18 protein-coding genes, 1 pseudogene and 1 riboswitch are annotated in these 25,789 nt (G+C 37.1%); of the genes and pseudogenes, 12 read left to right on the top strand and 7 right to left on the bottom strand.

Annotated elements, in window-relative coordinates; translation table 11 throughout:
* Positions 1-125: 125 nt before the first annotated feature.
* Positions 126-1,028, top strand: coding sequence for a LysR family transcriptional regulator (locus ACLBXA_RS10330; RefSeq protein WP_000421919.1), 903 nt, complete (start codon positions 126-128; stop codon positions 1,026-1,028).
* Between the two features lie 29 nt (positions 1,029-1,057).
* On the opposite strand, the gene ACLBXA_RS10325 is transcribed toward ACLBXA_RS10330, so the two are convergent.
* Together ACLBXA_RS10325 and ACLBXA_RS10320 are read right to left on the bottom strand one after the other, a co-directional pair.
* On the bottom strand, positions 1,058-2,143 hold the full coding sequence (locus ACLBXA_RS10325; protein ID WP_001231674.1) for a hypothetical protein: 1,086 nt from the start codon (positions 2,141-2,143) through the stop codon (positions 1,058-1,060).
* Between the two features lie 91 nt (positions 2,144-2,234).
* A complete protein-coding gene (locus ACLBXA_RS10320; protein ID WP_000283180.1) occupies positions 2,235-2,384 on the bottom strand; it encodes a hypothetical protein in 150 nt (49 codons plus the stop codon).
* 253 nt (positions 2,385-2,637) lie between these two features.
* Here ACLBXA_RS10320 and cydA point away from each other — a divergent pair, with 253 nt between their 5' ends.
* The 3 genes and pseudogenes from cydA (at position 2,638) to ACLBXA_RS10305 (ending at position 6,680) form a co-directional block, all read left to right on the top strand.
* Entirely contained in the window at positions 2,638-3,993 is a 1,356-nt protein-coding gene (cydA, locus tag ACLBXA_RS10315; protein WP_000381974.1) for a cytochrome ubiquinol oxidase subunit I, read from the top strand.
* A complete protein-coding gene (locus tag ACLBXA_RS10310; RefSeq protein ID WP_000544189.1) occupies positions 3,986-5,011 on the top strand; it encodes a cytochrome d ubiquinol oxidase subunit II in 1,026 nt (341 codons plus the stop codon). Before cydA ends, ACLBXA_RS10310 begins: the two co-directional genes overlap by 8 nt.
* A 311-nt stretch (positions 5,012-5,322) precedes the next feature.
* A pseudogene (locus ACLBXA_RS10305) lies at positions 5,323-6,680 on the top strand (arsenic transporter).
* Positions 6,681-6,935: 255 nt separating this feature from the next.
* On the opposite strand, the gene thiC reads toward ACLBXA_RS10305, so the two are convergent.
* Positions 6,936-8,696, bottom strand: coding sequence for a phosphomethylpyrimidine synthase ThiC (thiC, locus tag ACLBXA_RS10300; protein ID WP_447617197.1), 1,761 nt, complete (start codon positions 8,694-8,696; stop codon positions 6,936-6,938).
* Positions 8,697-8,808: 112 nt separating this feature from the next.
* A riboswitch (TPP riboswitch) is annotated at positions 8,809-8,924 on the bottom strand.
* A 71-nt stretch (positions 8,925-8,995) separates the two neighbouring features.
* Positions 8,996-10,657 carry an L-lactate permease gene (gene lldP / locus ACLBXA_RS10295; protein ID WP_001099345.1) on the bottom strand — a complete coding sequence of 554 codons (1,662 nt, stop codon included), beginning with the start codon at positions 10,655-10,657 and terminating at the stop codon, positions 8,996-8,998.
* Positions 10,658-10,954: 297 nt separating this feature from the next.
* Between lldP and ACLBXA_RS10290 the strand changes: the two genes are divergently transcribed.
* Positions 10,955-11,272, top strand: a complete 318-nt coding sequence (locus ACLBXA_RS10290; protein ID WP_001014091.1) for a DUF4870 domain-containing protein — start codon at positions 10,955-10,957, stop codon at positions 11,270-11,272.
* A gap of 69 nt (positions 11,273-11,341) precedes the next feature.
* Here ACLBXA_RS10290 and ACLBXA_RS10285 read toward each other — a convergent pair whose 3' ends face one another.
* Positions 11,342-11,833 (bottom strand): metal-binding protein, encoded by a 492-nt coding sequence (locus ACLBXA_RS10285; protein ID WP_001139059.1) that lies wholly within the window; start codon positions 11,831-11,833, stop codon positions 11,342-11,344.
* Between the two features lie 50 nt (positions 11,834-11,883).
* A complete protein-coding gene (locus tag ACLBXA_RS10280) occupies positions 11,884-12,249 on the bottom strand; it encodes a YkvA family protein (protein ID WP_000810378.1) in 366 nt (121 codons plus the stop codon).
* Positions 12,250-12,793: 544 nt separating this feature from the next.
* Here ACLBXA_RS10280 and ACLBXA_RS10275 point away from each other — a divergent pair.
* The 6 genes from ACLBXA_RS10275 to ACLBXA_RS10250 all read left to right on the top strand — a co-directional run bounded on the left by ACLBXA_RS10275 (position 12,794) and on the right by ACLBXA_RS10250 (position 21,998).
* On the top strand, positions 12,794-14,722 hold the full coding sequence (locus ACLBXA_RS10275; protein ID WP_000665344.1) for an LTA synthase family protein: 1,929 nt from the start codon (positions 12,794-12,796) through the stop codon (positions 14,720-14,722).
* A gap of 546 nt (positions 14,723-15,268) precedes the next feature.
* A complete protein-coding gene (locus ACLBXA_RS10270; protein WP_079246183.1) occupies positions 15,269-16,153 on the top strand; it encodes a D-amino-acid transaminase in 885 nt (294 codons plus the stop codon).
* A gap of 209 nt (positions 16,154-16,362) precedes the next feature.
* Entirely contained in the window at positions 16,363-18,105 is a 1,743-nt protein-coding gene (locus ACLBXA_RS10265) for a C40 family peptidase (RefSeq protein WP_150158329.1), read from the top strand.
* A 366-nt stretch (positions 18,106-18,471) separates the two neighbouring features.
* A complete protein-coding gene (locus ACLBXA_RS10260; RefSeq protein WP_001051018.1) occupies positions 18,472-19,683 on the top strand; it encodes a NupC/NupG family nucleoside CNT transporter in 1,212 nt (403 codons plus the stop codon).
* 261 nt (positions 19,684-19,944) lie between these two features.
* Positions 19,945-20,700, top strand: a complete 756-nt coding sequence (locus ACLBXA_RS10255) for a diguanylate cyclase (RefSeq protein ID WP_000653230.1) — start codon at positions 19,945-19,947, stop codon at positions 20,698-20,700.
* Complete coding sequence (locus ACLBXA_RS10250) at positions 20,697-21,998, top strand: glycosyltransferase family 2 protein (RefSeq protein WP_000988755.1); 1,302 nt, start codon at positions 20,697-20,699, stop codon at positions 21,996-21,998. The genes ACLBXA_RS10255 and ACLBXA_RS10250 overlap by 4 nt, the downstream gene beginning before the upstream one ends.
* Positions 21,999-22,672: 674 nt before the next feature.
* Here ACLBXA_RS10250 and opuD read toward each other — a convergent pair.
* A complete protein-coding gene (opuD, locus tag ACLBXA_RS10245; protein WP_001230116.1) occupies positions 22,673-24,187 on the bottom strand; it encodes a glycine betaine transporter OpuD in 1,515 nt (504 codons plus the stop codon).
* A gap of 664 nt (positions 24,188-24,851) precedes the next feature.
* Here opuD and ACLBXA_RS10240 point away from each other — a divergent pair.
* Positions 24,852-25,736: a cell wall-binding protein EntA gene (locus ACLBXA_RS10240; protein ID WP_086389724.1), complete on the top strand. Its 885-nt coding sequence runs from the start codon at positions 24,852-24,854 to the stop codon at positions 25,734-25,736.
* Positions 25,737-25,789: the final 53 nt, after the last annotated feature.

Below are 25,789 nucleotides of genomic sequence, written 5' to 3'. Positions count from 1 at the left end.
CCTTCTCCTAATTTCACACCATTACAATGGTTTAACAGATTTACTATACACGTCACTTTCCATACTGTATAATACATCTTTAATTATCAATTCATTCCTTTTGGTCTATAGAAAGGAGATTCGAAATGGAACTGCTCCAGTTAAAATACTTTCAGACAGTTGCACGACTAGAACATATGACAAAGGCAGCTGAAGAATTGCATATCGCGCAACCTTCACTCAGCAAAACAATCGCTAGACTCGAAAAGGATTTAGGCGTCCCTTTATTTGATCGCCAAGGCCGACAGATTACTTTAAATTCTTTCGGAAAAGTATTTTTAAAACGGGTAGAACGTATTTTTCATGAATTAAGTGAAGGGGAACGAGAAATTAAAGATTTAGCCGAATTACAACAAGGCTCTATTACAATGGCCGTTTCTATTCCAAGAATATTACCAGAACTACTAGGTTCTTTTTTACGAGAACATCCTAATGTTCGATTCCAGCAATTTCTTGCGTCTACTCCTTCTATGAAACGACAACTGGAAAATATGGAAATTGACTTTTGTCTTTCCTCTGTACCAGTTGAAGGAGAAGAAATTGTTTGGGAACCACTTATTACAGAAGAAATTTTCTTAGTCGTTCCTTCAGGCCATCGGTTATCAAACCGCGAAAGTATCCACCTGCATGAAGTAAAAGACGAACCGTTTATTAGTATGAATACTGGCTATGGATTTCGGCACTTAACGGATGAATTTTGTAAAGAAGCTGGTTTCACTCCGCATATTGCTTTTGAAGTAGATGAACCGACAGTGATTAGCGACCTCATTAAGCAAGGTCTCGGCATCGCTTTTGTTCCAAATTTAACTTTATTAAAAAACTCTACTTTAGCAGCAAACAAGTTGCGTATTATTGAACCCGCTTGTAAGCGAACCATCGGATTAAGTTGGTCAAAAAAGCGATACTTATCAAAAACAGCTCAGCAATTCCGTGAATTCGTGATTGACTACTTCTCTAATATTAGGACGCAAAATTATATCAACCAATAAAAGGTGCCACCCTCATATGGTGGCACCTTTTATTGGTCACTCTTTTTTAATTCCATTTCAGCTAAAAGTGGTAGTACATTATCAAAAATATGCGTATTATTATTTTCACCTGTTACATATCCACCATAATATCTACTAAATACGTTGTCATTTCGGAATGTGGACATATGATCATACAATTCCTTCGCAAACTTTGTATCACCTGTTTGTAGTACGTACAAAATCGTTAGTCCATACGCGGCTGGCGATTCATAATTCACAGTTTGTTTTCCCGTTTCTAAATTGTAACGACCGTATAGCTTTCCATCCTCCTGGAATCTCTTCTTTATAAATTCCAAATAAGCAGCTGATGAAAGACCACCTAAACTTCGATGATATGCAACGTATGATTGGTCAATAAGATTCACTTCTTTATCGTACTTAAATGTACCATCTTCTTTATATTCTTTTGGGAATGCCCAGCCATGCCTTGGATAATCCGCTAAAAATTGAACAATTTCCTGATATTGCTGAGCAGAAACTTTACCGTACTTCTTCATATAAGAGAATGCACGCGGATTTATGTATGATGTTGTTACAAAATTATTTTGTTTCCCTGCATCTGCATCATAATAATCAACATAATAATTATCTTTTTTATTATAACGAAGTACAGCATCACTTAATTGATCGGCAAGGTTTTTATAACGCTCTTCCTTATACATTTCATAAGCACGATATAATTGTTCTATAATACGAAGATCATCTATAAGTGCATTTGTAGCTGACTGCCTCTCTCCCTTTTCAGAGAGTTTCCATAAAACGATATGATTCTTATATACGAAATTATCTTGAATAACCTTTACTTGCTCATCAAATAACGCCTGGTCATCTTTATCAAGTGTATATTGTAACCATAATCCCGCCGATTCTGATAAAGCTTCACGTCCCTTCGCTTCACCCGTACCTGCCTTAGTATCTACTAAACGATACGTGGCAAGCGTTCCATTTTCATTCACCATATGTCTTAAAATAAAATTTTCTGTACGGTTTCCTTGTAAAGCTGACCAAAATACAATTCCACCTAAAGCGATTAAGAAGATAACTCCAATCCCTATATATAAACGTTTCCGCAATCTTTTCACCTCCCTAGTAAGGCTAACCTTAATTTTATCAGAACATACATAAATTTAAAAAAGACAATCTATTAGATTGTCTCCCCCATTTCTATCCCCCACAAACCTCTTTAGAAGGTTTATATAGCGATTGTACAAGTCGATCATATTCACGACGTGTAATTTCTTTATTATATAGCTTCAATAATAAATCTCTATGCTCTTTTGAAAATGCCATCTTTTTAATGACTTCAGGATACATAAAACACCCTCTCCATTTCACATAAACTTCTTTTTCGAAAAACAGAACTTATGTTCGCATAAAAGATTATAAAAGATTCCTGCGCAAAAAACAAACAAAATATAAGCAACTACTTATTTCTTTCTATTCAAAATATTACAACATTATATTATTATATTCACTTTTTAAATACATATATATTTTTGGTAGTTTTTTTGAATAAATCTTCCAATTCAATCAGAAAATAATGGCAAAAAAGAAGAGGAGTTTACATATGGATACGGTAACATTAGCAAGAGCATTTTTTGGTTCTTCATTAGCATTCCACATTATCTTTGCAACACTTGGCGTTGGACTTTCATTGATGATTTTTATAAGCGAAATACTCTATCACTGGAAGAAAGACTCCGACTATGCCATTATGGCGAAAAGATGGACAAAGGCGTTTGCTATTCTTCTCGGTGTAGCAATTCCAACTGGAACAATTGTCGGTGTGCAAATCTCACTTCTTTGGCCTGGTTTTGCCAAAATTGTTGGGCAAGTTATTTCTGTTCCCTTCCAAATTGAGATTTTTGCCTTCTTTTTGGAGGCTTTATTCATGTCGATTTACGTATATGCAGCCGATAAACTTCCTCCATTTATGAGATTAATCTCGCTATTTTTCGTCATGCTTGGTGCCACGGCATCCGCCGTTCTTATTACATCAGCAAATACATGGATGAATACACCAGCAGGATTTTCAATGAATCCAGATGGATCTGTTTTTAACGTTGATCCTTGGAAAGCTTTCTTTAATCCGAGTTTTGGCACAAGTGCATTCCATGTCGTTATTACGGCTTATGCAACTGGTGCGGCTGTCATTGCTTCTATCGCTGGATTTAAATTATTGAAGAAAAATTTAAGTACACGTGAAATTGCTTATCATAAAAAGGGGCTACTATTAGGGCTTGTCGTGACATTTATTACAGGCGCTACGATGTGGCTTTCAGGGCACGAATCGGCAATCGCCCTACATAAACACTCACCTGAAAAACTTGCATCTGCTGAAGCTTTATTTGAAACGACATCACACGCACCGCTATCCATTGGCGGGATTGTGGATCCTAATACGCTTGAACTAAACTATGCACTTGAAATTCCAAACATGCTTAGCTTATTAGTGGGACTAGACCCTAGCACTGTCGTAAAAGGTCTAAATGAATTCCCACAAGAAACATGGCCACCATTTTATACACATACACTGTTCAACTTAATGGTCGGCACTGCTGCGTTTACCTTTGCAGTTGCAGCAATTGCTCTCTTATATTGGTACTTTGTTTACCGAAAAAAGGGGACAGAACTACCGAAGTGGCTACTTTGGGGGGCTGCCGCATGCGGACCAATTATGATGCTCGGTATTGAATTCGGATGGATTTTCAGTTGTAGCGGTCGTCAGCCATGGACAATTTATGGTATGCAACGTACAGTCGATGCTTCTACTCGCGCTGATTTCGTCGGTCCTTTATTTGTTTTATTCATCATTTTATATATTGGACTCGCTATTTTAACAGTCTTTGTTCTACGGACATTCTTTAGAAGACATCCATTAAAGAATGATTTACAACACCAAGGAGGCGATTCTCGTGCATGAGGAAAGTATTGCAATCATCATCTTATGGGCCCTTATTTTCGTATACAGTATATTAGGGTCCATCGATTTTGGAGCTGGTTTTTGGGGCATGGTATACGCAAAACATCCAACGCTCGCTGCCAAACTTGCCAATCGGTACTTATCACCAACTTGGGAAGTAACAAATACGTTTCTCGTTTTCGTCGTTGTCGCATTTCTCGGCTTCTTTCCGAAAGCGGCCTTTACTCTTGCAACCGTTATGTTCGTACCAGTTATGTTAATTTTAGTACTCGTTGCAGTACGTAGTACATTTATGGTATTTGCTTACTCCTTGCCAAAATATCAGTACCTTCTTCGGGTTATTTCAGGTATTACTGGTCTCTTAATTCCAGCACTATTAATTACCGTTTTACCCGTTACAGAGGGAGCGTATATTACAATGTCTGAAGGAAGAGAAGTACTCCTGTATGGAAAACTTCTTTCTAGCCCGGTTATCTATTGTTATATGCTCTTCGGACTAACGTCTGAACTATTTCTCTCCTCTCTCTTTCTTGCTGATTTTGCGAGAGAGCAAGGTTCAGAAGATGCATACAAACTTTATAGAAGGAATGCCATCATACTTGGCCCTGCAACACTTGTTACGGCGATTATCGCTCTCGTTGTAATGGATCCAGAAACACATTGGCTTATGCAAGGATTAATAAAGCAATTCCCATGGTTTACAGTTTCTATTGTTCTATTCGTTATCGGATACTCGTCCCTTTGGTGGACAAACAAGAAGTATAACACACTAGGATTCCCTCGCATTGCTGTTTTAGCTGTCGTCGCTCAATATGCATTTGCAAGCTATGCTTACGGGGTCGCGCATTTACCGTATATTATTTACCCTGACGTAACTGTATTTACAAGCTTTACAACGAAAGAAACGTTCTATGCACTGCTCATTCTATACGCAATTGGGATTGCAATTTTATTACCAGGATTTATTTTCTTCTGGAATTTATTCTTGAAGGATCGTACTTTTTTGAAGGAAAAATAATATAGCCTTGGAGTCTGTTCCAAAAGGTATTTTGGGATAGACTCCTCTTGTTATATTTTGTCGTTAAGTCGATATATTTTAAAAATTTCTGATATAAATCTCATTTCCTACCTTACTGCCCAATCGATTTATAGACTCCTATCACAATAGTTATTTCACTACTAGTGACACTTGTCCTTTAGCATGAAAAACACATATTCGCTTCATCTCGTTATACGTCTAGTTCTTCTTATTTTTTGCTGAATATACTACCAATATAAACTTGAGACAAGCTACATCTGTTTAAGGGAAAATAGAAAGGTAGGCAAAATATGAGCATTGAAATATGGATTACTATTATTGTATTCTTCTTAACAATGATTGTTATCTTTTGGCGGCCTCGAGGTTTAAATGAGGCGTGGCCAGCAGCAATCGGTGCTGGCATTATCCTAATTACTGGACTTGTGTCAAAACCAGACGTCATAGATATTGTTAGTAAAATAGGAGGAGCCTCCATAACAATATTAGCGACTATTGTTATGGCAGTTATATTAGAAAGCTTCGGCTTCTTCCATTGGTCCGCAGCGAAACTAGCAAATTTAGCAAAAGGGTCCGGTCACCGTTTATACTGGTATATTCAATTACTATGTTTTCTTATGACTCTTTTATTTAATAACGACGGCAGTATTTTAATTACAACTCCAATTTTAATTCTTCTTCTAAAAAACCTTCAATTAAAACCACATCAACAAATTCCTTATTTATTAAGTGGCGCTTTAATCGCTACTGCGTCTAGTGCACCAATTGGTGTAAGTAATATCGTAAACTTAATTGCATTAAATATCGTTAATATGACTCTTTATATGCATACTGCTATGATGTTTGTACCTGCAACATTAGGCTTATTATTTATGTCATGGCTCATGTATACAGTTTTGAAGAAAAAACTTCCGAAAAAATTACCTGTTTCTTCATATGATATTGAAGAAATTTTTTTCACGAAAAACTTCCATCCACTAAAAGGAAATAATTCTGTTGATACGAAACAAAAACGGACAAGATTCATGTTAAAAGTATTAGGTTTTGTCTTCCTTATGCGCTGTCTTCTATTCGTTGCATCCTTCTTATCCATACCAATTGAAATCGTTGCGGTACTCGGTTCACTCGTTCTTCTCATTTGGAGATGGTACTACTTACGAACAAATCCTGTCGACATTTTGAAAAAGACACCGTGGCACATTTTAATTTTCGCCTTCTCTATGTACGTCATTATTTACGGACTCCACAACGCAGGATTAACAGCTGCACTTGTACAATGGCTCGAGCCAGTTGTGAATCAGCATCTACTCTATGCTAGCTTTGCGATGGGCGGACTTGTATCCATCCTCTCTAACGTCTTCAATAACCATCCTGCCCTTATATTGGTACGATCACATTAACAGAAATGGGACTAGATCCAGTCACATTAAAAACAATCTATCTCGCAAACATCATTGGTAGTGACATCGGTTCACTATTACTACCAATTGGTACGCTAGCTTCACTCATTTGGATGTATATTCTGAAACAAAACAAAATTAAAGTAAAATGGAAAGACTATTTAAGTGTATCCCTTATCGTTATCCCGCTCACAACAGTCGTCACACTATTCCTCTTATTCTACTGGGTACACCTCTTCTTTGCCTTATAAAGTGAAACTTTAATCAGTGGGGGTTTTGTTCATCCCCCACTGATTATTAGCCCTAACCAATCGGGCTTTTACGGGCAGCCCGACCCCGACCTAACTTCTTTGCTTCCGCTGAATTTTGAGGTGGGGGTCTTACTGCCCACAAATAGCGGGATAAACAACAGAATCCCCATTTGCTACCGTCTTAGCAAATGGGGATTCTTCTATAATAAAGTTAGGTACTACAGTGTGATCAATCAAGTAAAGAGGTGTAACGTGTTATTGATATAAATGACTACCAGCTTCTTTAAATTCTTCTGCTTTCTCTTTCATTCCTTTTTCAATTGCTTCTGTCGTTTCTAAATCATTTTCTTTTGCATATTCACGAATATCATGTGAAATTCTCATACTACAAAACTTCGGTCCACACATTGAACAGAAGTGAGCTGTCTTTGCCCCTTCTGCAGGCAACGTTTCATCGTGATATTCCATCGCACGTTCAGGATCTAAAGATAGATTAAATTGATCGCGCCAACGGAATTCGAAGCGTGCTTTTGAAAGTGCATCATCACGCTGATGAGCCGTTTTATGTCCTTTCGCAAGATCAGCCGCATGCGCTGCAATTTTGTACGTAATAACACCCGTGCGTACATCATCTTTATTCGGTAAACCTAAATGTTCTTTCGGCGTTACATAACAAAGCATCGCCGTTCCAAACCAACCGATCATCGCAGCTCCAATCGCCGATGTAATATGGTCATAACCTGGTGCAATATCTGTCGTTAGTGGCCCAAGTGTGTAAAACGGCGCGCCCTGACAAATATCAAGCTCTTTCTCCATATTTTCTTTAATTAAGTGCATCGGTACGTGTCCAGGTCCTTCGATCATAACTTGCACATCATGTTTCCAAGCAATTTTGGTTAATTCACCAAGTGTTTCAAGCTCAGAAAACTGTGCTTCATCATTTGCATCTGCAATAGACCCTGGACGTAATCCATCTCCAAGAGAGAACGAAACATCGTACTGTTTCATAATTTCACAAATCTCTTCAAAATGAGTATATAGGAAGTTTTCTTTATGATGGAATAAACACCACTGCGCCATAATCGAACCACCGCGTGAAACGATACCTGTCGTACGCTTTGCCGTGATTGGAATGTAACGAAGCAATACACCAGCGTGAATCGTAAAGTAATCAACGCCTTGCTCCGCCTGCTCAATTAACGTATCACGATATACTTCCCACGTTAAATCTTCTGCAATTCCGTTTACTTTTTCCAGCGCTTGATAGATTGGTACAGTTCCAACTGGTACAGGCGCGTTACGAATAATCCACTCACGCGTCGTATGAATATTTTTACCTGTAGATAAATCCATAATCGTATCTGCACCCCAGCGAGTAGCCCACGTCATCTTCTCTACTTCTTCTGCAATAGAAGAAGATACAGCAGAGTTTCCGATATTTGCATTGACCTTCACATGGAAGTTACGCCCGATAATCATCGGTTCAGCTTCTGGATGATTAATATTCGCTGGTAAAATAGCGCGGCCTTCTGCGATTTCCTTACGAACAAACTCCGGCTCTACCCCTTCACGAATCGCAACGTATTCCATCTCAGACGTAATAATGCCATTACGCGCATAGTGCATTTGCGTAACATTTGCACCTTGCTTTGCTCTAAGCGGCTTACGATCCATTTGCGGGAAAACAGGTGCATGTTTCGAAGCCACTTTCACACCGTCATCCTCTGGTTTTACTTCACGCCCTTCGTATGCGTCTACATCACCACGCCCCATAATCCAGGAGTGGCGCGGCGTTGGAATGCCTTTTTCCAGCTCGACCTTATACGCAGGATCTGTATAAGGACCGCTCGTATCATACACACGGATTGGTGGATTTGGGACGCCATTCGTTTCGCTTTGTTCAATCTCACGCATCGGCACTTTCATACCTTCTTGTGGTCCATCCACATATACTTTCTTACTCCCTGGTAAACTCGATTTCAATTCAATTTGCTCAGCTGAAACAGATTGTTTCATAAATTTTGTTGCCCCCCTGTTCGTGACAAGGACGAGATATGGCCAGCGCATGCCAAAATAAAAAGAGCCAGGTCCATAAAAAAATAAGGACCTGGCTCATAAAGACATCATTATGTAAAGCCGTTAACTTCCCTACGCTGGTACGAGCCAGATCAGGTCCAAAGGGTTAAGAAGTTCACGCGCTTCTCTCTCAGCCTACGCATACGTTAGGCACCCCTAGTTTATCACTGATTTAATTTTCAATACTTTCCCATCATACACTATAATCTGAAAAATTCAAAGTTTATTTCTTTTGTTTTTTATGGAATCATCCACGTTAAATAATATGCCTGTACATACGTCATAATACCAACAATAATTACGAAGAATAAACTATGCTTCACTGTAAAACGGAACAAATCCGATTCTTTTCCAGCAAGACCAACTGCTGCACAAGCGATGGCAATCGACTGCGGGGAAATCATTTTACCTGTTACACCGCCTGTTGTATTTGCTGCAACGAGAAGCACTTCAGATACGCCGACTTGCTGCGCTGTAATGGCTTGTAAATTCGAGAACAGTGCATTCGCAGACGTATCAGACCCTGTTAGGAATACGCCAATCCAGCCTAAGAATGGTGAGAAGAACGGGAATAGTCCGCCTGTTCCAGCTAATGCTAACGCTAACGTAGAAGATAGGCCAGAATAGTTTGCGATAAATGCAAACCCTAGTACAAATCCGATAGATAGAATTGGCATTTTTAATTCGTTTAACGTTTCTTTAAATGTCACTACTGCATCTTTTACATTCATTTTCAAAATAAACATGGAAATGATACAAGCAATTAAAATCGCTGTTCCAGTTGCCGATAATACATCAAACTTTAGAATTGCCTCGTAAGGCGTTGGTTTATTTACAATTGGCTCTGCTTTCATTACTAGATTATGCAGACCTGGAATTTCAAACTTAAATACAAGACTTTCTAAAGCCCCTCCTGGAGCAAATAATGCCTTAAAGAAATTTTGGCTCCAAATGACTACCATAACCGTTAATACGATAAATGGGGACCATGCCTTCACTACTTTTCCAAACGTTAATTTCGGCATCGATGCTGCTGTCGTTGTTGCTGCTACCTCATTATTTGCTTGCCCGGATTGATAAATTTCTTTCGGCTGCCAAACTTTTAAGAACAGTGCTAAACTCACTAAACTTACAAGTGCTGACGTAATATCCGGAAGTTCCGGTCCTAAGAACGTCGCTGTAATGAACTGCGTAATCGCAAATGAACTACCTGCTACAAGTAACGCAGGCCACGTTTGTCTTACCCCTTTAAATCCATCCATTAAAAATACGATAAAGAATGGAACAAATAATGATAGGAACGGTAATTGATGCCCAGCCATTTGTCCAATTTTATGTGGATCAATACCTGTTACTTGTCCAGCAACTGTAATCGGAATTCCCATCGCTCCGAACGCCACTGGTGCAGTATTTGCAATTAAACAAAGACCTGCTGCGTATAAAGGATTTAACCCAAGACCAGCAAGAAGCGCTGCTGTAATCGCTACTGGCGCTCCAAACCCTGCCGCTCCTTCTAAAAATGCTCCGAATGAAAATCCAATTAAAATAACGAGTAAACGATGATCGTTCGTAATCGATAATACCGATGCACGAATCACATCGAATTGACCTGTTTTTACAGAAATTTTATATAAAAATACCGACATAATGATAATCCAAGCAATTGGCCATAACCCGTACAAAAAACCGTACCCGGTTGCTGCCATTGCCATCGTGAACGGCATTTTATAAGCGAATAATGCTACTAAAACTGTAAGTACAACTGTAATAAATCCTGCCACATACCCCTTCATGCGAAAAACCGCTAAAGCTAAGAAAAAAAAGATAATCGGAATAAGTGCTACTGCTGCTGAAATCCAAATATTACCGAACGGATCATAAACTTGTGTCCATGTGTTCATTGTCCTCTCCCCCTAAAGAATCCCCTTTTAAATAAATACAATCTTATCAATAGACTATCAGGTCATCATACCTTTAAGCCTAAAAATAAAAAACGTTTAAGAAAACGTTTTCAACAACTTCCATTTATACTGTACCATAACAATTTCCATTAAAAAAGATTTTTTTGAAAATTTTATCATTTAACAAAAAAATCTTACAAAATCGTCATGTTCTTGTAATGTTCATCGATAGAAAGCTTAACTAAATTATTGCATAATAATAGTATAACAACAGACATTATTCATGAGGTGATATATATGAACGGAAATAAAATATTAGCTGCGTTATCATACTTTAGTGTACTATTTGCCCCTATCTTATTCCCTATTATCGTTTGGATTGTAGGAGACGCTGAAACAAAGCCACACGCAAAACGTGCTCTATGGACACACATCATTCCAAGTATCGCTACATTTATCGGCTTAACCATTTTAGGAATTATGGGCATAGGATCTGACCAACCAGATGTAACACTTGGAATTGGAGCAATGATTGTCTTAGCTATTTGCGGAATCATCAGCTTATACTACTTCATCTGGAACATTGTAAAAGGAATTAAAGTACTGAAAGCTTAATTTTAAACAAACGTTTGTTTAAAAAAGGACCCTTGCAAATTGCAAGGGTCCTTTTCCCGATTAGTTACTTTATCTTCTGCGTTTCTTCTTTTTTCTCATCATTTTCTTTCGGCGCGTATTCACCTTATCCGCTATAATGTGGAGCGTACTTGCCACAACAATTCCCATTAAGAACGTTACAATTTCAACCTCATGTTTCTTCGCAATTTCTATCAAATTACCATCCAGTGCGATTACATTTAATAGGAATAAAAATGGAGAAAAGACGATTAACATGTACGCAATACGAATCACATCACCAAGTATAATCGTATGCGTAAAGAAAGATCGATGTGGCATTACTTTCTTATAAGGATACCAAAATATACGTAAGAAACCCCATTTGTTATAAGCATTACTGTACGTATCTAAATCTGGTGTTAAAAATGAAGTACCTACTAAAAAACCAATTGCAAAAGTTAATAAAAAATCAAAATTTGTTAATCCATACGAAAAGAGCAAAAACAAAACAACCGGAAGGGATATTAAGTTTATTTTCGTATGCGTTCTTCCTGATGGCATAATGCACTTCCTCGCTTACGTTCGTCCTGTCACCTTATGACAGATTTCACCTATTGACCTAATTTCTGATCGATAAATGTTGTGTCTATATCCGAACCAAACCATTCTGCCAACTTCACTCGTGCCTTATCTTTCACATCTTCATTGACGTATAACGACACCTGTATTAGTGCGGCCGTTAACGCCCCTAAATCATCCGTATAGCCAATTCCAGCAATGAAATCTGGAATCGCATCAATCGGTGCAATAAAATAAGCAAGTGCTCCAATTACAATAATTTTCACTCGTTTTGGAACATCGGGTCTTTGCAAAACGTAAAACAGTAATAAACTTGTATAAATGACCGACTGCCCTGCTTGCTTTGCAACATGTTTTACTTTCTTCCAAAACGCTTCAACTGAAAATTTTTGTTTCATGTAAAAGCCTCCCTATTTTTAAAAAGAAATAAGCTACAATATGTTATCAGTAAAAGTTCATGGAAATTACACAAAACCTATCAATGAACTTTCATTGTAACAAACAAACCAAAAAAGAACAAGTGTTCGTTAATTTTTACACGATTTCCTTCATATAATAGATTTCTAGATAACCCTTATCCATCTTCGTTTCTTATTTCTCAACAAAGAAATTTTCACTTCCACTTAACATTCTGCTCTATCTTTGTTATATTTTCTAGTTGACGGACATATAAACGAATGTTAAAGTTTTCTCTGGTAGTGACAAATCTTATACAAAAAATGTAAAATGTTATAGTGTTTCTCAGAAATGAATTTTGTTGTATAATACAGAAATGACGTTATGCTTATGAGCAACAAAAGAAACCAAAAGGGTATGCATAGTTATAGTCGTATATGGGTGAATATAGAACCTTTAATTATGGCCAAGAAAACTATGTATTTTTTATTTTAGCATTTTTCGCTCCAAAATCGACCAAGCCTGATAGAGAAAGGGTGGAAATGAATGAAAGAAACCTTGAAATCGCAATTTCAAAATGTGCGTTTCACTGTATTCGTAGCTTTAGCCTTATGGCTGAAAACTTACATTATTACACGCACAAGCTTTGATTTAAAACTTGAATCTTTCATGCAAGAATTCATTTTATTCCTTAGCCCATTAGCAGCATCATTACTGCTTGTTGGTCTTGCATTATTTGCAAAAGGGAAAAAACGTAACTATATAGCACTTGGAATTAACTTTGTCTTAACAATCGTTCTTGTTGGTAACGTAATGTTCTACGGATTCTACAATGACTTCGTTACTTTACCAGTACTCGGACAAACATCTAACTTCGGAAGTTTAGGTTCTAGTGTGAAAGAATTATTTAACTACAAAATTATTCTTGCATTCGCAGACATTATCGTATTCTTCGTTCTATTGAAGAAAATGAAAAACTTTGCACCTACAGAGCGTGTAGCACGCCCGATGCGTTCTCTATACTTCGTATCAACAGTTGCTATTTTCTTCGCAAACTTAGGACTTGCAGAAGCTGAACGCCCAGAACTATTAACACGTTCATTCGACCGCGTTATGCTTGTTAAAAACTTAGGATTATATGTACACCAAGTATACGATCTTGGCTTACAAGCGAAATCAAGTTCACAAAAAGCATTCGCTGACGGTAGTAAATTACAAGAAACAGAAAACTACGTGAAAACAACACAAAGTAAACCAGATCCAAATATGTTCGGTACTGCAAAAGGGAAAAACGTAATTGTTGTCTCTCTTGAGTCATTACAAACATTCTTAATTGGCGCAACAGTTAACGGACAAGAAGTTACACCGTTCTTAAACCAATTTACGAAAGAAAGTTATTACTTTGATAACTTCTTCCATCAAACTGGGCAAGGTAAAACATCTGATGCTGAATTCCTAGTAGATACTTCTTTATATCCACTAGACCGCGGTGCTGTATTCTTCACACACGGTAACAATGAATATACAGCAACTCCAGAAATTTTACGTCAGCAAGGGTATCACACGTCGGTATTCCACGCAAACAACGCAACATTCTGGAACCGTAACATTATGTATCCAGCACTTGGTTATGATCGTTACTACAACGAGCTTGATTACAAGATTACGCCGGAAACAAAATTAAACTGGGGATTAAAAGATATCGAATACTTCGATCAATCTATTGATATGTTGAAAGAAGTGAAGCAACCATTCTATACTCGCTTCCTTACTTTAACGAATCATTACCCATTCACTTACGATGACAGTACAAAATTAATCGACGAATATAATTCTGGTGATGGAGTATTTGACCGTTACATGGTAACTGCTCGTTACTTAGACGAAGCAATGAAACACTTTATTGAGCGTCTAAAAGCAGAAGGTATTTACGACAACTCAGTAATCGTATTCTACGGTGATCACTACGGTATTTCTGAAAACCATAACCGTGCAATGGCACAGTTCTTAGGAAAAGAAGAAATCACTGCATTTGACCATATGAACTTACAAAAAACACCGATGTTTATTCACGTTCCAGGTCAAAAAGAAGGTAAAACAATTTCGAAACCAACTGGTGAAATTGATATTAAACCAACTATTCTAAACTTACTTGGTGTAGATTCTACAAATGACGTTCGATTCGGTCATGATGTATTCTCACCTGATAATAAAGGATTTGTTGTTCTTCGTGACGGTAGCTTCATTACAGATAAATACATGTACACAAACAGTACATTCTACGACCGTGCTACTGGCGAAGTTGTACAATTACCGAAAGAAGAATCTCAACCACTAATTGATCGTGCCCAAAATGAATTGCACATGTCTGATAAAATCATTGAAGGTGACTTACTTCGCTTCTCTGAAAGTAATAAGATCAAAACTGGTGAAGTAAAAACAGCTATTAAAGAAGAAAAGAAGAGCGCTGAGTAATCTCAGCCTCTTTTTTTATTTTCTTCCATACAACTGCTTATATTCATTAACTTTAAAATTACATAACCTTTACCAAATATTCACATAGGGTTAATGAAGAATCTCTATAATAAAATATGTAAACAAGGTTCTACATATTTCTTACCTCTCATCTTTCGTAAGATCCCTTAAAGAAATGTGTAAATCTCTTGTTTCTACTTTCTTATAATTGTCTTTCAACATGTTTTGTTTCCATACACAAAGCATTCAACGAGACAATGTCCCTATGAAAGATAGCTACCCTCCTTGTGCAGCATTCCATAAGAATGTTGCTTTTTTTTATTTAAAAGCAGGATTCTCATTTCTTATTTTCGAATTTGTATATACAAAATGCTGTAAAGTGAAACTTTAATCAGCCCGTTAATGCGGGGGAAATCGTCCTTACTTCTCTATGATTTACAAATACATATACGGTCATATATAGAGAATTGCTTACATAAAAATTACTATAGTGATTTTTATCTCGCATGAATGAAAGTTTCACGTTATTTACGTACTTACGAAAGGATGGGACGGAAATTGGCATACGAAAAATTTGTACTTTGGAATGATGAAGTTATTGATACAACAAAACAACAAACGCACATAGAACTTGAAGAAAGAGGTTTGCAATTCGGAGATGGTGTCTACGAGGTTATTCGCCTATATAAAGGGAACTTTCACTTATTAGATCCGCACATAACAAGATTATATCGATCCATGGAAGAAGTAGAATTATCGCTCCCTTTCTCAAAAGCTGAACTCATCACTTTACTTTACAAATTAATTGAACGAAACCATTTCCACGAAGATGGCACAATTTATTTGCAAGTATCTCGCGGTGTACAAGCTCGCACACATGTATTTTCATATGACACCCCTCCGACAATTTATGCCTATATTACAAAAAAAGAAAGACCAGCATTATGGATTGAATATGGTATACGCGCTATATCAGAACCTGATACTCGATGGCTACGCTGTGACATTAAATCATTAAATTTATTACCAAACGTACTAGCTGCTACGAAAGCTGAACGTAAAGGCTGTAAAGAGGCACTTCTCATAAGGAATGGTATCGTAACGGAAGGAAGCCATTCCAACTTCTTTTTAATTAAAAACAGAACTCTTTACACACATCCAGCCAATCACCTTATTCTAAATGGCATTATTCGTCAATATGTCCTTTCTTTAGCGAATACTCTTCACATTCCTGTACAGGAAGAACTTTTCAGCGTTCGTGACGTTTATCAAGCAGATGAATGCTTTTTTACAGGCACAACGATTGAAATTTTACCAATGACCCACCTTGATGGAACCGCGATTCAAGATGGGCAAGTTGGGCCTATCACCAAAAAACTGCAAAAATCTTTTAATCAAATCTTGTTACAATCCAATATGGCATCTTCTTAAACACGAATAATTTCTGTCCTTTCATATTCAATATATACATTTAAATGGAAATCAAGGTGTAAATTTATGCCTTGATTTTTTTTTGTAATCTTTTTGTCATATTCAGATTCCTACATAAGTCTTGACAGTAATCGACATGCTCTTTAGAATTTTTAACAGTTGGTAAATATTTCTTCACTACATTACAGACAGAAAGGAATCGACAAATTATGAAAAAGTATCTTGCCGGTCTTGCGGCAGTGTCTGTAGCAGGAGGAGCAGCACCTACACTTGATAGTGTTCAAGCTGCACCTGAACAAAATACACAAAAAGCTGCTACAACTGTCCAAGCTTCTGCATCAAACGACTCATCTTATAAGGTAAACGCGAGCGTATTACATGTTCGTGCGGGATCAAGCATTTCTCACGACATCATCTCACGCGTTTATAACGGTCAATCACTAAACGTGATTGGCGAAGAAAATGGTTGGTTCAAAATTAACATTAACGGAAAAACAGGCTTTGTTAGTGGCGAATTTGTATCAAAAAGTGGAGCAACAAACAACAATGTAAGCACAGGCGGAAACAATAAAGTTACTGCTGATGTATTACGTGTACGTACAGCTCCTAACACTTCTAGTTCTGTTTCTGGACGTGTATATGCAGGACAAACATTAAACGTAATTGGACAAGAAAATGGTTGGGTGAAAATTAACCATAATGGTCAAGTAGGTTATGTAAGTGGCGAATTCGTATCTGGCGTTTCTTCTAATGCGGGTTCTTCAAACAACAATACGAATAATAACAATAACAACCAAGAAGTAAAACCAGCAAGCGGAAACTATACAGTAAATGTATCTTCCCTTCGTGTTCGTACAGGTCCTAGTACTTCTCACACAACTGTAGGTTCTGTTACAAAAGGACAAGTAGTACAAGTTGTTGGCGAAGTTCAAGATTGGTTCAAAATCAATTACGCAGGACAAACTGCTTATATAAGCAAAGACTACGTAACAAAAGGCGGTTCTAACGAAAACGTTACAGAAGGCAACAAACAAGAGCAAAACAATAATAATGGAACTATTCAAACTGGCGGTTCTTACGTGGTTAACGCTACATCTTTACGTGTTCGTACAGGCCCTGCTGCTTACCATAGTGTAATTGGTGGTGTTTTAAACGGTACAACATTAAACGTAGTTGGATCTGAAAACGGTTGGTTTAAAGTAAATTACCAAGGAAAAACAGGCTTTGTTAGTAGCGAATTTGTAAAATTCGTTAAAGGTGGTACTACTACTCCTGAGCAACCAAAACAACCTGAAAAACCTAACCAAGGTGCAATTGGCGACTACTACATTAATGCTTCTGCACTAAATGTACGTAGCGGCGAAGGTACAAATTATAGAATCATAGGTGCACTTCCACAAGGACAGAAGGTTCAAGTAATCTCTGAAAACTCTGGATGGAGCAAAATTAACTACAACGGTCAAACTGGTTATATCGGAACACGTTACCTATCTAAAACACCAGTTGGAGGCGCAGTAGATAATAAGCCTAACAATAACCAAAATAACAATCAAAACAATAACAACAATAATAATACAGGCAATAATAGTGGCGACAGTTCTTCCGTACTTGCATATGCAAAATCAATGCAAGGTGTACCATACGTTTGGGGCGGAACTTCTGCTAACGGCGTAGACTGCAGTGGCTACATCTACCATGTATTTAAGAAATCTGGTCATAACATTAGCCGTCAAAGTGTTGCGGGATATTGGAGTAGCCTACCAAAAACTTCAAGTCCACAACCTGGTGACTTAATTTATTTCCAAAACACTTATAAATCTGGTCCTTCTCACATGGGTATTTACCTTGGGGGCGGATCATTTATCCAAGCTGGAGATAAAGGTGTAGCAATCGCTTCATTAAGTAACTCTTATTGGAAGAGCCACTTCTTAGGATACACGAAAGCACCTTAATTAATAGTTTCAAAGCCTTCTAGTTTACTAGAAGGCTTTTTTGTTACGAGTTCAACACATTACTCCCTTTCCCCTAGTTTCTCTCTACAAAAATAATGTATCCATTCTTCTATTTCATACACTTTATTCTGCAAAAACAATGCATAACGTTATCATAATGTATATATTTTCATAAAAAACATAACCTATTTCATGTCTATTTATTTTATATGTGTTTTTTTGAAGAATTTTCTTTTTATTTAAACTTTTCATTAGACGTTTGACCTCCGATGTCCATTATGATAAGTTACTTAAGATGTTATATTCGTAAATGTATAGACAACTGGTTTATACACTGTTTTTACTATGAGGAAGGAGCATAACTGCATGAATCTTTTATGGGGAATTGGCGGCGTGATTGGAGTATTAGCAATTGCTTTCTTACTATCTTCCAACCGCAAAGCTATTAATTGGCGCACAATTTTAATTGCGCTAGCATTACAAATGTCATTTTCATTTATCGTATTACGATGGGATGCTGGTAAAGCAGGTTTAAAACACGCTGCTGACGGTGTTCAAGGATTAATTAATTTTTCTTACGAGGGAATTAAGTTCGTTGCTGGGGATTTAGTCAACGCAAAAGGACCTTGGGGATTTGTATTCTTTATTCAAGCACTACTTCCAATCGTATTTATTAGTTCATTAGTAGCAATCTTATATCATTTCGGTATTATGCAGAAATTTGTTAGCGTCGTTGGTGGTGCATTAAGTAAACTTCTTGGAACTTCTAAAGCAGAAAGCTTAAACTCAGTAACGACTGTATTTTTAGGACAAACTGAAGCTCCAATCTTAATTAAACCTTACTTAGCACGCTTAACAAATAGTGAATTCTTCACTATTATGGTAAGCGGTATGACAGCTGTTGCCGGATCAGTTCTTGTCGGCTATGCAGCAATGGGTATTCCGTTAGAGCACTTATTAGCAGCTGCAATTATGGCAGCTCCATCAAGCTTATTAATTGCGAAACTAATCATGCCAGAGACAGAAAAAGTAGATAATAACGTTGAACTTTCTACAGAACGTGAAGACGCAAACGTTATCGACGCAGCTGCACGTGGTGCATCTGAAGGTATGCAACTTGTTATTAACGTAGCAGCAATGTTAATGGCTTTCATTGCATTAATCGCTTTATTAAATGGTCTATTAGGATTAGTTGGGTCTTTATTCCATATTAAACTTAGCCTTGATTTAATCTTCGGTTACTTATTATCACCATTTGCAATCTTAATCGGGGTTTCTCCAGGTGAAGCTGTACAAGCAGCAAGCTTTATCGGTCAAAAACTTGCAATCAACGAATTCGTTGCATACGCAAACTTAGGACCACATATGGCAGAGTTCTCTGACAAAACAAATCTAATTTTAACATTCGCAATCTGTGGATTCGCAAACTTCTCTTCTATTGCAATTCAATTAGGTGTAACAGGAACGCTAGCTCCTACTCGCCGTAAACAAATTGCACAATTAGGGATTAAAGCAGTTATCGCTGGTACATTAGCTAACTTCTTAAATGCAGCAGTTGCAGGTATGATGTTCCTATAAACTTATATAGAGTCTTCTCTTTCTCCAAGAGAAGACTTTTTTCATGCACTCCAAACGCCTTTTATGTATCTATCAATCACCTTACCCCAAATATGAGGACATTATGATACAATAATGTTTAAGTCTTTTTATTTTTCTTATGAAAATAGAGATACTACTTGTTGTTGCCCTTCAAAAGAATTTAACGACATAGTCAATTTCTTAATAATTGCGCATACTACAAGTATCTATGGATGAAATAGCTTTAAGGAGGAAAGTTTTGTGAAAGATAAGTTCTATAAAATCCTCTCTATGTGGATTCTACAAATTGTATTTTATTTTACTACTGTACATGTGACGAATTATGAGCATGCGCTCATTTTTACAATAATATACGTAATCGTAAATGTACTATTCTTATTTTTAGCTGATAAAACAGCATTTATTTTCTTCATACTAGGAACCATTATTTCCGTATTTTATTTATTTTATCAAGCATGGCTTCATTTATGGAGTACATCAGATCAATGGCAATATATGATTACCCACTTCCTGATGGTAGCTAACTTCTTCATTGTATATATAACAACTCACCTATTGAAAAAAGTGATTCATGAAAATAAAACTTTAACTGAGCGTGTGAGAACGTTGGAACAATATATTGGAGAATCAAAATTATTAACTAGACAAGAATTCGAGAGACGTCAAGCGTTATTAACGACTGCAATGAATCGTCGTAATGAAACAGGCGTTATCGTTTACTTTGATTTCACTTCCTTTAGTAAATATACGAAGGAAAGTGTTATGGATCGTGTAGCTTCCTTATTAGTTGAAACGGTAAGGAATGATTTTGACCTTGCTGCTGAATATGATGAGAGTACATTAGTTATTTTATTACAGAACACAAATGAGGCTGGTGCAGATATAGTAATGAACCGTCTACAGCCAAAATTAGAAAAATGGCTTGCAGCTGAAGCAATCCAAGATATAAAAATTTCACGCGAGCAAATTGGAAACAAAGGACAGACATTGTTATGATGACTCTCGTTATACTTCTTTTATTTCTTCTGTTTTGCGTACTCGTTTTTTGGATCAGTATCACATTTTCAATTAAATATGTACTTATTTTTACGGCCTTTCTATTCTCTGGCTTACTCGTTTACTACTCTTTCTTAACAATCGCGGGTTTAATTCACCGAAATAGCAAACGAAAAGATCGTACACTAGAACATTATCCTAGCGTCGATATTTTCATACCTGCCCATAATGAAGGGGTCGTTATTAAAGATACTTTAGAGGCGATGGCGAAGATTGAATATCCAGGAAAGCTAACTATTTATTTATTAAATGATAACTCTCAAGATGAAACACCTGAAATCGGCGATGATTTCGACAAAGCTTATGCTCATATTCGCCACATTCGTGTTCCCTCCGGTGAACCGAAGGGTAAATCACGTGTACTAAACTATGGGCTTAGTATTTCAGATGGTGAATACTTCTGTGTTTACGATGCAGATAACCAACCTGAACCACACGCACTGCGAATGCTTGTAGAGCACGCTGAAACAACTGAAGATGCGGTTGGAGCAGTTGGACACGTTCGTACTGTAAATGAAAAAAGAAACTGGCTGACGCGAATGATTTCGCTAGAATTTCAAATCTTCCAGCTCCTTATGCAATCTGGACGCTGGTTACTATTCCAAACGGGTTCACTGACAGGAACAAACATGCTTCTTCGTCGCTCTGCACTAGAAGAGCTTGGTGGCTATGACCCTTATGCAATTGCAGAAGATGCTGAATTAACATTACGAATTACACAAAAAGGTTATCTCTTACCAATCGTCCCAGAATCAGTTACTTGGGAACAAGAACCAGAGCATTTAAAAATTCTTATTAAACAACGTACACGTTGGCTCCAAGGAAATTTATACATTTTAGAAAAAATGTTCTCGTCATTAAGTTTCTTTAAAGGAAAACTGCTCGTTCATTCCTTACAACAAGTTCTAGTGTATGTTGTATTTTGGCTATTCCTAATCATTTCAAACGTTTGGTTTGTAATTGGGCTACTCGGGATATTCCAAATTCAATATAGCATTCCGCTACTATTTATGTGGTATGTAGCATATATTACATATGTTTCACAATTATTTAGTGCCCAGAGTGTCGAACGAACCTTTACACCGACTAATATTTTTATTAGCGTTATTATGTACTTTACGTATGCACAGCTCTTTACGTACTTATTTATTCGCAGCTTAATCTTATATTTACGTGCAAAGAGCAAGAAACAAGTCATCGGCTGGGATAAGACAGTTCGATTTAAAAAAGATAAATAAAAATAAGCACAGAGCGCCGTATGCTCTGTGCTTATTTATTGCCGTATAAATTATATATCAGACAATACCCCTTAGCTGAAAGTAATTTCACGTCCATCCCCCAACGAACGATCGACCTTCATTTATATACGAAAAAGTGATTGCTATTTTTGTAGAACCAATTGCTTCTCTTGCTGTTCTTTGCGCGTTTCAGTCTTAGGTTCCGTGCTTTCTTGGACACTACGATGTGCCACACGTTTCAAACAAATATGCTTCCACTTTCTTTCGTAACGTTTCATTATTCTAGATGTCCCCCTTGAATGCGCTTTAAAACTATTTGAAATCGCTTACAGGAAATAATATAGCACATATACATAAAAGTGACAACACATTTCCGACATATTTTTGACAAAAATACGAATAGAATTCGTAAGGTATCGAATATTGTCGAAACCTATCGTTTTTTCTTCATATAAAGGGCATACTACTTATATAGTAAAGTATTTTATTTCCCCTACCCGCATTTCAAATTCCTTCTATATAAAGTGAAACTTTCATTAGCCATCACCAATCGGGCTTTTACAAGCAGCTCGATTTATTTGCTTTTGCTGAATTTTGAGGTGGGGTTCTTACTGCTCAGCAAATAGAGGGATAAAAAAAGAGCTGATATAAAATCAGCTCTTTTCCTTCTATTATTAATGACGCTTCATACGTCCTTCTTTTTGTAACTCTTTAAATAATGCTGCCATCATAAAGAAAATAACAAAGACGAATGGGAATGCTGCAATGATAGCTGCCGTTTGTAAGGCTTCTAATCCGCCAATATATAATAAGGTAGAAGCTATCGCGGCTAGAACGATACCCCAAATCATTTTAATACGATTTGGTGGGTTTAAACTACCATGTGTCGTTAACATTCCTAAAACAAATGTTGCAGAGTCTGCCGATGTAATAAAGAATGTAGAAATAAGAAGAATCGCTAAAACAGATAAAGCTGATCCAAAGCTTCCCATCTGATCGAACATAGCAAACAATCCTACTTCTGTTCCCATCTCTTTAATTTTTTCAAAGATATGTGCATCACCAAACAGCTCCATGTGAATACCAGTCCCGCCGAAAACGGAGAACCAAAGCGCACCGATTACGGTCGGTACAAGTAACACACCGATAACAAACTCACGAATTGTACGACCTCGTGAAACACGAGCAATAAACGTACCTACGAACGGTGACCACGCAATCCACCATGCCCAATAGAAAATTGTCCATGACTGAATCCATTGATTTCCGCCTTCATCCAATGGACTTAAACGGAAACTCATACTTGGCAATTCCTGAATATAAGAACCTATTGTTGAAGTGAAGTAATTCATAATAAAGTTTGTTGGACCTGCAAATAATACAATGATCATAAGTGCAAATGCAAAAATAATGTTCGTATTACTTAAATATTTAATTCCTTTATCAAGACCTGTTTGTGCAGATAACATGAAAAGAACTGTTACGATTGCAATAATAACTAACTGTGTCGTTAATGAATTCGGAATAGATGTTAAATAGCTAACACCACCTGCAATTTGTTTTGCACCGAGACCTAATGAAGTTGCAACACCAAACACAGTTGCGAAAACAGCTAACACATCAAATGAATGAGCAATACGTCCGTGTTCCCCACCCTTAAATAACGGACCTACCGTCGCACTAATCGTACTTGCTTTTCCTTTTCTAAAGGTAAAATAAGCAATACATAACGCTACAAACGCATATAGTCCCCAAGGATGTAATCCCCAATGGAAAAATGAAAAACGCAATGCAAGGCGCGCACTTTCCTCAGTTGCACCTTCTCCAAACGGAGGTGCGTACAAATGGTTTAATGGTTCAGCAACGCCCCAGAAAACTAAGCCGATACCCATACCAGCACTAAATAGCATAGCAAACCATGTCATATAACTATAATCAGGTTCGTCATCATCTTTACCTAAACGAATAGAACCGTATTTCGAAACAATTAAAAAGATAGACACACCTAAAATAATAGAAACGGAAATAATATAAAACCACCCAAACTTACTAACTAATGCAGTTTGAATTGCAGTTGTTACATTTCCTAAGCTACCTTTTCCAATAATAGATTCGGGAATAATCCCCCAAATTGTAAATGCAATACATAATGTTAATGAAACGATGAATGTTTTTGTCAGTTTCCTCATCAAATCCCCCTTCGTAGGTTTCGCTTTTGTAAATAACATAAATTCCGATATGTAAAATCGGATAGAAAACTATAATTTTGCGGTGATTTTCTTACTTTCACCTTCACCAATTCGAATTCTTATAGACAGCCTTACCTTTCGTATAACCTTTTCACTCTGCAAGAGCTACAAGTTAGAAATACTGCTGTCAAATTGTGTGAGAAAAACGCGGATAGGAATGTATTTTCCTAAAAAAGGATGTGTTACATATGTAAAAAAGGGCGAATTTCTTCCTTGCAACCCTTTCGTTTTGTAACAATTATGCGGTTTTTTTGCTAGTATATAGCACGTGTTTATAGCTTCACAAACAAAATGTTTATGTTTATATAACTATATTACCCATAAAACGGTAAAATACTCAAGGAATGTAATCGTTTAGTAAACATCATGTAACATTCTTGTAATATTTTTATTTACGTCGAAAAAAATATGTTGTATTAAATATTTTGAATATAACCAGCAACCTATGAGTCATATAGAATGAAAAACGCTTTCCTATATTTTTTGTTATATTACAGGATGTTAACGACTGATTACGAATGGTTTGTAATTGTGTGTTTTCCCCAAATCCGAAAAAATCTGTTGCTATAATGAGGACACGAAAACAAACGCAATGGAGGCTATCATGAAAAAATTAATTGGAATAGCAACAGCAGCAGTTTTTGGTCTTGGGATTTTCACATCATCTGCTAATGCAGAAACTGTTGTAACAACAGACGTACTAAACGTACGCGAAAACCCTACTACTGAATCAAAAGTTGTCGGTAAATTACTAAACGGTAATAAAATAGATGTTCAAAATACAGAGAACGGATGGTCAAAAGTTACTTTAGACGGTAAAGACGCATTCGTAAGTGCAGAGTTCACAAAAAGCATCTACTACGTAACAGCTAACGTATTAAACGTACGTGCTGAAGCGAACACAAACTCAGAAATTCTTGGAAAGTTGAAGAAAGACGATGTAATCGAAACAACGAACCAAGTACAAAATGAGTGGTTACAATTTGAATATAACGGGAAAACAGCTTATGTTCATGTTCCTTTCTTAACAGGTACAGCACCTGTAATTGAGAAACAAGAAACAACTGCTCCTGCTAAAGCTAAAGTTGAAGCACCAGCTAAGGATCAAACACCTGCAGCACAAGCAAAACCAGCTGCTAAGCCTGCTGTGAAAGCTGCTGAAACTAGCGAACCATCTGGTGGTCGTGAGTTAACAGTTGTAGCTACAGCATATACAGCTCATCCGAGCGAAAACGGTGGCACATATGGCGGCCGTGTATTAACTGCAATGGGTCATGATTTAACTGCGAATCCAAACATGAAAATGATTGCTGTTGACCCGAAAGTAATCCCATTAGGATCTAAAGTATGGGTAGAAGGTTACGGAGAAGCTATCGCTGGAGATACTGGTGGTGCAATTAAAGGTAACCGTATCGATATCTTACTTGGATCAGATAGTGCTGCTCAAAAATGGGGCCGCAAAACTGTTAAAGTGAAAATTTTAAAATAACCAATGACTGCTAAATTACAAGCCGGTTCTCTTTATTGAGAGCTGGCTTTTAT

The sequence above is a fragment of the Bacillus sp. D48C genome, from assembly GCF_053345735.1.
Note: the sequence above shows the minus strand (reverse complement) of the source record. Positions and strands in the feature narration are given on the sequence as shown.

Bases quoted from the DNA above. Each gene is read 5' to 3' on its own strand.
- thiC (WP_447617197.1), bottom strand. From the start codon at position 8,696: ATGAAACAATCTGTTTCAGCTGAGCAAATTGAATTGAAATCGAGTTTA.
- ACLBXA_RS10265 (WP_150158329.1), top strand. From the start codon at position 16,363: ATGAAAAAGTATCTTGCCGGTCTTGCGGCAGTGTCTGTAGCAGGAGGA.
- ACLBXA_RS10270 (WP_079246183.1), top strand. From the start codon at position 15,269: ATGGGACGGAAATTGGCATACGAAAAATTTGTACTTTGGAATGATGAA.
- opuD (WP_001230116.1), bottom strand. From the start codon at position 24,187: ATGAGGAAACTGACAAAAACATTCATCGTTTCATTAACATTATGTATT.
- ACLBXA_RS10250 (WP_000988755.1), top strand. From the start codon at position 20,697: ATGATGACTCTCGTTATACTTCTTTTATTTCTTCTGTTTTGCGTACTC.
- ACLBXA_RS10240 (WP_086389724.1), top strand. From the start codon at position 24,852: ATGAAAAAATTAATTGGAATAGCAACAGCAGCAGTTTTTGGTCTTGGG.
- ACLBXA_RS10320 (WP_000283180.1), bottom strand. From the start codon at position 2,384: ATGTATCCTGAAGTCATTAAAAAGATGGCATTTTCAAAAGAGCATAGA.
- cydA (WP_000381974.1), top strand. From the start codon at position 2,638: ATGGATACGGTAACATTAGCAAGAGCATTTTTTGGTTCTTCATTAGCA.
- ACLBXA_RS10280 (WP_000810378.1), bottom strand. From the start codon at position 12,249: ATGAAACAAAAATTTTCAGTTGAAGCGTTTTGGAAGAAAGTAAAACAT.
- ACLBXA_RS10330 (WP_000421919.1), top strand. From the start codon at position 126: ATGGAACTGCTCCAGTTAAAATACTTTCAGACAGTTGCACGACTAGAA.
- lldP (WP_001099345.1), bottom strand. From the start codon at position 10,657: ATGAACACATGGACACAAGTTTATGATCCGTTCGGTAATATTTGGATT.
- ACLBXA_RS10285 (WP_001139059.1), bottom strand. From the start codon at position 11,833: ATGCCATCAGGAAGAACGCATACGAAAATAAACTTAATATCCCTTCCG.
- ACLBXA_RS10290 (WP_001014091.1), top strand. From the start codon at position 10,955: ATGAACGGAAATAAAATATTAGCTGCGTTATCATACTTTAGTGTACTA.
- ACLBXA_RS10275 (WP_000665344.1), top strand. From the start codon at position 12,794: ATGAAAGAAACCTTGAAATCGCAATTTCAAAATGTGCGTTTCACTGTA.
- ACLBXA_RS10260 (WP_001051018.1), top strand. From the start codon at position 18,472: ATGAATCTTTTATGGGGAATTGGCGGCGTGATTGGAGTATTAGCAATT.